8 protein-coding genes and 1 pseudogene are annotated in these 10,163 nt (G+C 49.8%); 5 read left to right on the top strand and 4 right to left on the bottom strand.

The genetic code is table 11. The annotated features are described in order from the left end of the window. The first annotated feature begins 190 nt into the window (after nucleotides 1–190). Genes H8730_RS15550 through H8730_RS15540 form a run of 3 tightly spaced genes read left to right on the top strand, consistent with a single transcriptional unit; the run spans nucleotide 191 to nucleotide 3,171 of the window. A complete protein-coding gene (locus H8730_RS15550) occupies nucleotides 191–1,159 on the top strand; it encodes an amidohydrolase family protein (protein WP_249290126.1) in 969 nt (322 codons plus the stop codon). Nucleotides 1,160–1,176: 17 nt separating this feature from the next. After that, complete coding sequence (locus H8730_RS15545; protein ID WP_177713749.1) at nucleotides 1,177–2,178, top strand: NAD-dependent epimerase/dehydratase family protein; 1,002 nt, start codon at nucleotides 1,177–1,179, stop codon at nucleotides 2,176–2,178. Nucleotides 2,179–2,190: 12 nt separating this feature from the next. Further along, nucleotides 2,191–3,171: an NAD(P)H-quinone oxidoreductase gene (locus tag H8730_RS15540; protein ID WP_177713748.1), complete on the top strand. Its 981-nt coding sequence runs from the start codon at nucleotides 2,191–2,193 to the stop codon at nucleotides 3,169–3,171. Between the two features lie 204 nt (nucleotides 3,172–3,375). Here the strand turns inward: H8730_RS15540 and H8730_RS15535 are convergent. Further along, nucleotides 3,376–3,537 (bottom strand): annotated as a pseudogene (locus H8730_RS15535) (winged helix-turn-helix transcriptional regulator); the annotation flags it as partial. A gap of 228 nt (nucleotides 3,538–3,765) precedes the next feature. On the opposite strand from H8730_RS15535, the gene H8730_RS15530 reads away from it, so the two are divergent. After that, the gene (locus H8730_RS15530; protein WP_249290124.1) at nucleotides 3,766–4,026 is read left to right on the top strand and encodes a hypothetical protein; all 261 of its coding nucleotides are present in this window, start codon (nucleotides 3,766–3,768) and stop codon (nucleotides 4,024–4,026) included. A 275-nt stretch (nucleotides 4,027–4,301) separates the two neighbouring features. Here the strand turns inward: H8730_RS15530 and H8730_RS15525 are convergent, their stop codons facing one another. Genes H8730_RS15525 through H8730_RS15515 form a run of 3 tightly spaced genes read right to left on the bottom strand, consistent with a single transcriptional unit; the run spans nucleotide 4,302 to nucleotide 8,370 of the window. After that, nucleotides 4,302–6,161 (bottom strand): ABC transporter ATP-binding protein, encoded by a 1,860-nt coding sequence (locus tag H8730_RS15525; protein WP_177713747.1) that lies wholly within the window; start codon nucleotides 6,159–6,161, stop codon nucleotides 4,302–4,304. Then, nucleotides 6,154–7,902, bottom strand: a complete 1,749-nt coding sequence (locus H8730_RS15520; RefSeq protein WP_177713746.1) for an ABC transporter ATP-binding protein — start codon at nucleotides 7,900–7,902, stop codon at nucleotides 6,154–6,156. Before H8730_RS15520 ends, H8730_RS15525 begins: the two co-directional genes overlap by 8 nt. Before the next feature lie 21 nt (nucleotides 7,903–7,923). After that, nucleotides 7,924–8,370, bottom strand: coding sequence for a MarR family winged helix-turn-helix transcriptional regulator (locus H8730_RS15515; protein ID WP_177713745.1), 447 nt, complete (start codon nucleotides 8,368–8,370; stop codon nucleotides 7,924–7,926). A gap of 889 nt (nucleotides 8,371–9,259) precedes the next feature. Here H8730_RS15515 and H8730_RS15510 point away from each other — a divergent pair. Further along, entirely contained in the window at nucleotides 9,260–9,454 is a 195-nt protein-coding gene (locus H8730_RS15510; protein ID WP_249290122.1) for a hypothetical protein, read from the top strand. Nucleotides 9,455–10,163 lie beyond the last annotated feature (709 nt).

The following is a 10,163-nucleotide window of genomic DNA, read 5'->3' as shown; positions in this document are numbered from 1 at the left end:
CGGATGGTAAAATGTTTAGAGTGATGCCAGGAGGCATCTTTTTTTGTGTCAGTTGTCAACCAACAAACACTGGGTTATGTAGAGAAGAGATATTTTATAGGGCTTTGTCAACAGCTCGATTTTGACCCGAAGTGAAGCTCTCCAAACAAAAACACCGCCCTTTGTCCATTTGGGCGGCGTCTTGCGTAATGTGATAGCTTCAATATATTTTTTGTATTCCCTGAATCCGCATAAAATCAGGGATTTTGCAGGTTTCCTATTTTATATTACTCATATGAGGGGAATATCCAGCAAAGAGTTTGGAATACAAGCAGAAATGAGTTGCTTCCCCTTTGGGGTGACTGCCGCAGCAGATGCAGGCGGTGGACGCGGGGATAAGGCTTTGCTTGATTCTTTTATGCTAAAAAACGCGGTGTTCGTCGGTGTTAATATAAAAAACAATCACACTGATTTTACGAGAACCGAAGCGAAGCTTATGCAGTACGGTGATAAGGCAATCGGACTTAAGGTCTATTTTGACACCACCGTGTCCGAGGTGTCTGATATCACGCCGCTTCGTGAAACTTGTGAATTTGCTCGGGAAAAAGGCTTGCGCGTGATGGTGCACTGCTCCCATTCTCCCGTCAGCATGGCGGAGATACTTAACACGCTCGGCGAGGGCGATTTACTCACGCATTCCTTCCACGGCGGAGCGAACAATGCCGCGGAGGACGGTTTTGAAAGTATGAGAAACGCGCAAAAGCGCGGAATCGTGATTGACGTTGGAATGGCTGGACACGTTCACACCGATTTCGGAGTGTTTCAAAAAGCAATTCAGTGCGGTGTCGTTCCCGACACGCTCAGTGCCGACATAACAAAATACAGCGCATATACCCGAGGCGGCAGATATGGTATGACCATGTGCATGAATATCGCTAAAACGCTCGGTATGCGAGAAAAAGATATTTTCAGATCCGCCACCGCCAATCCCGCAAAAGCACTTGGAAAAGACGATGAATGGGGCTATTTGAAGGTCGGAAGAAAAGCTGACATTGCCGTGTTTGATTACACCGACGAGGGCTTTGATCTCACCGATAGAGCGGGAAATCATATACAAAATACTAAAGGTTACCGATGTGTCCTGACGGTATCGGACGGACAGGTAGTTTATAAAAATTAAATAGGAGATTATAAAAAATGAAAAAGGTTTTAGTTTTGGGCGCTACGGGGGCTATGGGAAGATATCTTATCCCCGAACTTGTAAATTTGGATTATGAGGTTGTCGGAGTGGGCAGGGAGGAAACAGCGCCGTGGAAGGTCAACGCCGCTTACATACAGAGCGATGCGTTTGATAAGAACTTTCTCAATGGGCTTTTGAAAGAAAACTTTGACGGCATCATCAATTTTATGGAATACGGAAAGGTTGATTTTTCCGAATATTATCAACTTTTTTTAGAGCATACAAGCCACTATATCTATCTTTCCACCTGCCGTGTTTATGACGACAAGGAGCAGCCGATCAAGGAGACCTCACCTCGCCTTTTGGATTCCTCCGAGGATGAAGTATTGAAAGCCTCGCACGATTATTGCATCTACAAAGCACAGGACGAGGATCTTTTGGTAAATTCCAGCTATGACAACTGGACAGTAGTGCGTCCCGCAACCACGTTTTCCACTATGCGCCTTCAGCTTGTCACGTTAGAGTTCAACAACAGCGTTGCGCGTGCACTTCAGGGCAAAACGATCGTTCTGCCGATTCAGGCGAAGGATAAGCCCGCTACGCTCAGCTGGGGCGGCGACGTGGCAAAAATGATCGCGCGAATCCTTTTCAAGGAAGAGGCAAAGCGTGAATTTTACAATGTATGCTCTGCAGAACACAGAACTTGGGGAGAGATCGCCGAATATTATCGCGATCTTGTTGGACTTGAAGCTGTATGGGTGGACAAAGAAGATTATCTTGCGATACTCAGCCCCGAGGGAACGATTAACGTGCGCTGGCAGCTTGAATACGCAAGATTGTTCCGCCGAATAACCGACAATTCCAAGGTGCTTGCGCTGACAGGACTCAAGCAAGAGGATATGATGCCTATGTATGATGGACTGAAGCTCGAAATCGGAAATATTCCGAAGGACTATGTTCCCGAAGATACCAAAATAGGGCTTCGAATGGACGAATATATCAAAAATCACATCTTGTGAGGAAAACGCAAAATGAAAGCAATACTTGTAGATGAAAATAAAAATCTCGTTTGGTCTGACGTTCCCAATCCCGTGATTAAAGACGACGAGGTGCTCGTTAAAATTCACGCGGCGGCACTGAACCGCGCCGATCTTTTGCAAAGACAAGGCAAATATCCATCCCCCGCAGGCTGCCCCGAATGGATGGGACTGGAGATCGCGGGCGTTATCGTTGAACTTGGTAAAGCCGTCACGGATTGGAAGATCGGCGACCGTGTTTGCGCCCTGCTGGGCGGCGGTGGCTATGCCGAATACGTAGCGGTGAAGCACGATATGCTGATGCCTGTCCCAAAGGGGCTGTCCATGGTCGAGGCGGCGGCACTTCCCGAAGCCTATGCAACCTCTTATCTGAATCTGTTTATCGAGGGACATTTGGAGGCGGGGCAGACCGCATTTATCCCTGCCGGCGCAAGCGGACTGGCCTCTGTTGCAATACCGATGGCAAAGGCATTTGGTGCGAAAGTTATCACATCGGTATTGTCGGACGAAATCGCAGAAAAGATAAAGTCTCTCGGGGCTGACGTTATCATAAATTCCACCACTCAATGTGTCGAGGAGATACTTGCAGGAGAGGAAAAGAACGGTACGCCCGTGAATGTTTCGATGGACTGCCTTTCGGGCGAAACGCTTGCTAAGAGCTTGCCCTATATGGCAAGAGGCGGCTACTGGATAGTTATTTCCACGTTGGCAGGGATTGAGGCCACCGTGCAACTCCGTCCGCTTCTGACGAAAGGACTTCACCTTGTGGGGAGTATGCTCCGTAACCGCACGCCCGAATTCAAGGCGTATATTCTTTCGGAGCTTGTCAAAAACGTTTGGCCGAAGATAGAGGACGGAACCATCAAGCCGTCGATCTACAAGGTTTTGCCCATTATTGATGCGGAGGCGGCTCATGCTATTTTGGAGCGCGGCGAAAACGTGGGAAAGGTCGTTTTAAGCGTTTGTGATGAATAAAAGTAAAACGATTTGGCTCGCGCTACTGACGATGCTTCTGTGAGGCTCGCTGTTTCCCACGGTCAAACTCGGATTTTTGGCGTATGCGGTGGAAAGACAGCCACCCTATTCCAGAAAATGAACACATGGCAGATAAGTAATCATATTTTGAAGCCCCTTTCTATTTTTGATTGTGGTAATCACATTTTTGACATTGCGGCAAGGAGCGTCCGTTATGTTACTCATTTCCCGACGTAAAATACTGTACCTTAACGTTTCTTTTTCTGCCAGCACACAGATGATTCGCGATTTCCATTTGCCGCCAAAAATTTCAAGCCCGTATTCAAGCGGACAACGTATATCTTTTTCAAGTTTTGGTTTATACATGACTTCAACTCCTAACAATGTTCCATGCACAATAGAGCAGGAAAAGACCAAAAACTAAATTTATTATTTATTATATCATTATATCATTATACGGGGAAAACTTCTCAAGGGCAAGTTTATATAAATTTATTAGTAACTAATAAATCAACCAATATCTTTTGCGGTAAAAGCGGTAATGCTATGATAATATCAAGCTCACAAGAGCAATCAAAAAAAGGAGAAATCACAATGAAAATCGACGAAGCAAACCGCCCGGCAGCAGCAAAGGTTTATATCGATTATCGCCAGCCGTTCCTTGATACGATTGAAGGAGCGTTGACAAAAGACTTGCTTATCCGTGATGAAGATGTTCAGGTGCTTCATGGATTCGACAGCGCAGAACACGCACAGGCGTATCTTTCCAGTGGTATGTTCAAAAACGATGTATTTGTCGGACTGCAACCGCTTTGGGGCGCAGACCCCGATGTAAAGATTTACGCTGTTGCGTGATTAAACCATTTGAACACAAAGAATTTTAGTCTTTAACGTGTTCAATTCGATTTTAAGCAAACGTGCTAACGATTTTCTACCATAATTGTACTCAAAGGCGGTTAGATAGTCGAATGTACCGCTATAAACAGAAAAATACCGAGAAAACCTTTTACAGTTCTTCTCGGTATTCATCTTTTGGACTTGTCTTTGCTAATACCGGATAATTTAATGCATTAGATGTAGTTTCTAATTACTTCCTTATCAGTGTTAGCATTTGGCAAGACCGGTCTTTTTTAAGCTGTCGCGTCCTCTTGGCGGATGAATTGGCTTTGATACAATTGGTTGTAGAAGCCCTTCTGGGCTAAGAGTTGGTCATGGGTTCCGCTTTCGACCATGCGGCCATGATGGATGACGACAATCAGATCTGCGTTCCGTATTGTACTTAGGCGATGCGCGATCACAAAATTCGTACGGCCCTTCATGAGAGCTAGCATCGCCTCTTGAATGTGGACCTCCGTGCGGGTATCGACGCTGGATGTGGCCTCATCCAAAATCAGAATGGCCGGGTCGGCTAGAATCGTCCGCGCGATGGCGAGAAGTTGCCGTTGCCCTTGGCTGAGATTACCGCCATCATCTGTCAAAACTGTGTCGTAACCCTGGGGAAGTCGGGTGATAAACCCGTGGGCATTGGCCATGCGGGCGGCGGCTTCGATTTCTGCATCTGTGGCATCCAACCGCCCATAGCGCAGGTTTTCTCGAACGGTGGCGCTAAACAGGTATGTATCCTGTAGCACGATCCCAAGACAGGAGCGGAGACTACTCCGCTGAATCTGCCGCAGATCCAGGCCGTCGATGGAAATGGTACCCTTCTGAACGTCGTAGAAACGTGTCAGAAGATTGATAACGGTGGTCTTGCCCGCACCGGTAGGACCAACGAGAGCGATGGTCTGGCCCTGTTTTACATCCAGCGTGAAATCGGTGAGGACTTCTGTCACGTCATCATAGGAGAAGCTGACATGGTCGAAATGAACGGAACCTTTCACCCCGCGCTCCTTTAGATTGACAGCATCGGCAAGATCCGCCGGCTCCGGCGATTCGTCCAGAACCTGGAAGACCCGCTCCGCGCCTGCGGCGGCAGACAGGACCATGTTGTATTGATTTGCCAGCTCGTTGATGGGGCGAGTAAATTGGCGGGAGTAATTCAGGAAGATGGAAATGGTTCCCGGAGTCACGCCGCTGGAAACGGCCAGCAGACCGCCGATGCCGGCGACGAGGGCAAAGCTCAGATTGTTGAGCATGTTCATGCAGGGACCCATAATGCGGGAAAAGACCTGAGCTTTAATAGCAGTCAGCCGGAGGCGCTGATTGCACTCCTCAAATTGTGCTATGGTTTGCTCTTCCCGGCAAAACACTTTGACGACCCGCTGGCCGGAGATGGTCTCCTCAATACAGCCATTCAGGTCTCCTAACATTTTTTGCTGCGCCAGAAAGAGAGGTTTGGTGTGTTTCGTGATAAACCGGGTGACAAGAAACATGAGAGGAACGGTAGCTAAAGTGGTCAGCGTCAAAAGTGGGCTTAAAACGAGCATGAGAATGAGAACGCCAAGGATGGTAATGATTCCAGAAATAAACTGGGTCATGCTGGAGTTCAACGTTGCAGAGACGTTGTCCACATCATTGGTGAGGCGGCTCATCAATTCTCCGTGGGTGTGCTGATCAAAAAATTTTAGCGGCAGTGTCTGGAAGGTATCGAAGAGATCCCGCCGCATACGGGCTACGGTGCGCTCTGATACGCTAGCCATGAAAAAGCCCTGCAAAAAGGCAAATAGACTATTTAGGATATAGATAGCCAGAAGGCCGAGGGAGATGAGCAGCAGGCCCCGATAATCGCCAGGTGTAATGTAATCATCGATGGCAAGGCCAACGATGACAGGGCCGACGATGGAGAGCAGAGAGTTCAGCAAAACCGACACAATGACAAGCAGAAAACTGCGCTTGTCGTCTTTTAGATAGGATCCGATCCGGAGAAGAGTCCGGCCTAGGTTTTTTGGCTTTTGTACGGGTCCATGAAATCCGGGTCCGGGTCCACGGCCCGGGCCGCGCCCAGGTCCGGCGGCCATTGGAGCGGCATCTTTATTATGTGGCTCACCCATGGTTGACAGCCCCCTTTCCTAACTGAGAATTGTAAATATCCTGGTACAGCTCGCTGCTCTCCATGAGCTGACTGTGATTGCCCATGGCGACAATTCGTCCCTGTTCCAGTACGATAATCTGATCCGCGTCCATTACGGAGCTGATCCGCTGTGCAATGATAAAGACAGTGGACTGATGACGGTGTTTTCGAAGCGCCTGCTGGATCTTAACCTCCGTCGCCATGTCCACAGCGCTGGTGGAGTCATCCAAAATCAGGATCTTCGGGTTCTTCATCAGTGCGCGGGCGATGTTTAAGCGCTGTTTCTGGCCGCCGGAGAGGTTGACGCCGCCCTGTGACAGGTCAGTTTCATAGCCGGCAGGCATTTGGGAGATAAAGGAGTCCGCCTGGGCGATGGTGGCATTCTCCACCGCTTTTTCCATAGAGGCATCGGAATCGCCCCAGCGAAGGTTGTCAAGAATCGTACCGGAGAATAACAATGCCTTTTGCAATACCATGCCGATGCCGGCCCGCAGATTGTGAAGGGTGTATTCCCGGACATCCACCCCATCAATGAGGACGCGCCCCTCTTGTGGATCGTACAGCCGGGGGATCAAACTGACCAGGGAGGACTTGCCGGAGCCGGTCTCCCCGAGGATCGCGATGGTCTGACCGCTTTTTACAGAGAAGGAAAGATCCCGGAGCACTGGATCGCCATCCTGTGTATAGCGGAAGGTTACGTGGTCGAAGCACACATCTCCGCGTTCAATGATAGGTGGCTCTTTGTCGGGGGAGGCCGGGGGATCGGTCAGATCAGGTTCCTCGCGGAGCACTTCTTTGATGCGGTCGGCGGAGACCTTTCCTCTGGAAAATTGCATGAAGGAGAAGGCTACCATGATGAGCGACATCATAATGCGAGAAAGATAGTTGATATAGGCAATCAGGTCCCCGACGGCAAAGGATGCGTTTTGAACCTGGACGCCTCCAAACCACAGGACAGCAACTGTGGCGAGATTGGTGATTAACATAAGGACGGGCATTCCATAGGCCATGACCCGCTGGGCACGGATTCCGGTATTGCGCAGCTCCTCATTGGCGGCGGAGAACCGTACTTTTTCTTCCCTCTGCCGCCCAAAGGCTTTGACAAGCCGAACGCCCGCAAGATTTTCGCGCATCACAGTGTTGACCTTATCAATCCGCTTTTGAACCTGTTTAAATAGAGGAAAGCCTCTTCTTATAATCATGAGGGCTGCGAAAATCGTGATTGGCAGCGCCACCACAATTATGGTACTGAGAGTGAGGTTCATCCGGATTGCCAAAATGATGGAGCCGATGCAGAGCAAGGGCGAGCGGATCATCATAGCGAGGGACATGTTTACCATGTTTTGAACCTGGGTCACGTCGTTGGTCATCCGGGTAATGAGAGAGGAGGTCTGAAAATGGTCCAGGTTGGCGAAGGAAAAACTCTGGACCTTTTTAAAAAGGTGCGAGCGCAGATCCGTTCCAAAGCTCAGGGCTACGTACCCTGAAAAGATGGAACAACAGATGCCGCCGATCATACCGACAAAAGCGACGAGCAACATACTGCCCAATTTCTGTAGGATGTAGTGCATATCACCGTTGGCGATGCCCACGTCGATAATTTTTGCCATCAGGTCCGGCTGTAAAAGATCCATATAGACCTCCAGGCACATGAAAAGTGGTGCTAAGAGCATTGGCAGAATATAAGGTTTGAGATATCGTGTCAACTTTACAGTTTGCATTCTCGTTCTCCTTTTCCGCGTCTAGGACTGTAAGGCGCGATGACAGTTATCGTGGATGTGGAGGAGGAGCCGTCGGAATTCGGCTATCTCCTCTTGTTCTAGTCCTTCTAAGAAGGTGGCTTCAAGTGCATGGAGGCCTGCGACAAGATTGCGGTCAATCTCTTGTCCTTTTTCGGTAAGGTACAAACGGAGAGCGCGCTGATCGTCTGGGTCGGGCCGGCGCTGGATCAGGCCTTGAATTTCCATTTTTTGTACTTGTGCCGTGGTCGAAGCTGGAGTTATGGCTAGCCGTTCACTTAATTCACGCTGAGAGATACCGGGATCATGGGCGAGAATCCCCATGATCCGGGGTTGAGCCTCTTCTAGGCCGTGAAGGCTAGCAAGACGTCGCCGCAGCTCCTGAAAAAGCCGGTTGGTGTGTTGAAAGAGAAATCCAATTGGCTCATCGTTTGTATGGTAGGGATGCATGATTATCTCCTTTCTCAAGAATTATTAGTTAGCTAACTAATATTTTAATCCAAAAATAAGATTTGTCAAGAGTTTTTTGCAGAGAGGGGTAAATGGGATTACCAGAGCGGTGGAGAAGTAAAAAAGGCTGGGATCCGCCGGAAGACGATGAAAGGAAAGAGGGTGCGGCAAAATGAGAGGAGCCCGCCAAGCCATTCGCGGCGGAGAAGTAGAAAAGGCGAGAGTCCGCCGCTAAAACAGGAGAGGAAGACGATGAAAGGAAAGAGGGCACGACAAAAATGAGAGGAGTCCGCCATACCATTCGCGGCGGAGAAGTAGAAAAGGCGAGAGTCCGCCGCTAAAACAGGAGAGGAAGACGATGAAACGAAAGAGGGCACGGCAAAAATGAGAGGAGTCCGCCCAAGCCATTCGCGGCGGAGAAGTAGAAAAGGCGAGAGTCCGCCGCTAAAACAGGAGAGGAAGCCGATGAAAGGAAAGAGGGCACGGCAAAAATGAGAGGAGCTCGCCAAGTCATTCGCGGCGGAGAAGTAGAAAAGGCGAGAGTCCGCCGCTAAAACAGGAGAGGAAGACGATGAAAGGAAAGAGGGCACGGCAAAAATGAGAGGAGCTCGCCCAACCATTCGCGGTGGAGAAGTAGAAAAGGCGAGAGTCCGCCGCTAAAACAGGAGAGGAAGGCGATGAAACGAAAGAGGGCACGGCAAAAATGAGAGGAGCCCGCCCAACCATTCGCGGCGGAGAAGTAAAAAAGGCGAGAGTCCGCCGCTAAAACGGGAGAGGAAGCCGATGAAACGAAAGAGGGCACGGCAAAAATGAGAGGAGTCCGCCATACCATTCGCGGCAGAGAAGTAAAAAAGGCTGGGATCCGCCGCTAAAACAGGAGAGGAAGACGATGAAAGGAAAGAGGGTGCGGCAAAATGAGAGGAGCCCGCCCAACCATTCGCGGCGGAGAAGTAGAAAAGGCGAGAGTCCGCCGCTAAAACAGGAAAGGAAAGCCGATGAAACGAAAGAGGGCACGGCAAAAATGAGAGGAGTCCGCCAAGCCATTCGCGGCGGAGAAGTAGAAAAGGCGAGAGTCCGCCGCTAAAACAGGAGAGGAAAGCCGCTAAAACGAAAGAGGGCACGGCCAAAATGAGAGGAGCCCGCCCAACCATTCGCGGCGGAGAAGTAGAAAAGGCGAGAGTCCGCCGCTAAAACAGGAGAGGAAAGCCGATGAAACGAAAGAGGGCACGGCCAAAATGAGAGGGGCCCGCCCAACCATTCGCGGCGGAGAAGTAGAAAAGGCGAGAGTCCGCCGCTAAAACAGGAGAGGAAGGCGATGAAACAAAAAAAGGCACGGCAAAAATGAGAGGAGCCCGCCCAACCATTCGCGGCGGAGAAGTAAAAAAGGCGAGAGTCCGCCGCTAAAAACAGGAGAGGAAGACGATGAAACGAAAGAGGGCGCGACAAAAATGAGAGGAGCCCGCCCAACCATTCGCGGCGGAGAAGTAGAAAAGGCGAGAGTCCGCCGCTAAAACAGGAGAGGAAGGCGATGAAACAAAAAAAGGCACGGCCAAAATGAGAGGAGTTCGCCATACCATTCGCGGCAGAGAAGTAAAAAAGGCTGGGATCCGCCGCTAAAACAGGAGAGGAAGACGATGAAACGAAAGAGGGCACGGCAAAAATGAGAGGAGCCCGCCGAACCATTCGCGGCGGAGAAGTAAAAAAGGCGAGAGTCCGCCGCTAAAACGAAAGAGGGTGCCGCAAAAACAAGACAACCCCACCAAACCATTTAGCCGCCGGATGAAAAAGAGTTC

Origin of the sequence: Bianquea renquensis (assembly GCF_014384895.1) — a bacterium.
Lineage (GTDB): Bacteria > Bacillota > Clostridia > Lachnospirales > Bianqueaceae > Bianquea > Bianquea renquensis.
The sequence above is the reverse complement of the archived record's forward strand: the minus strand, read 5'-3'. Positions and strand labels throughout refer to the sequence as shown.

Excerpts from the sequence above, each read along its gene's own strand:
- H8730_RS15530 (WP_249290124.1), top strand. The coding sequence starts at position 3,766 with ATGAAAATCGACGAAGCAAACCGCCCGGCAGCAGCAAAGGTTTATATC.
- H8730_RS15545 (WP_177713749.1), top strand. The coding sequence starts at position 1,177 with ATGAAAAAGGTTTTAGTTTTGGGCGCTACGGGGGCTATGGGAAGATAT.
- H8730_RS15525 (WP_177713747.1), bottom strand. The coding sequence starts at position 6,161 with ATGGGTGAGCCACATAATAAAGATGCCGCTCCAATGGCCGCCGGACCT.
- H8730_RS15515 (WP_177713745.1), bottom strand. The coding sequence starts at position 8,370 with ATGCATCCCTACCATACAAACGATGAGCCAATTGGATTTCTCTTTCAA.
- H8730_RS15510 (WP_249290122.1), top strand. The coding sequence starts at position 9,260 with ATGAAAGGAAAGAGGGTGCGGCAAAATGAGAGGAGCCCGCCCAACCAT.
- H8730_RS15520 (WP_177713746.1), bottom strand. The coding sequence starts at position 7,902 with ATGCAAACTGTAAAGTTGACACGATATCTCAAACCTTATATTCTGCCA.
- H8730_RS15540 (WP_177713748.1), top strand. The coding sequence starts at position 2,191 with ATGAAAGCAATACTTGTAGATGAAAATAAAAATCTCGTTTGGTCTGAC.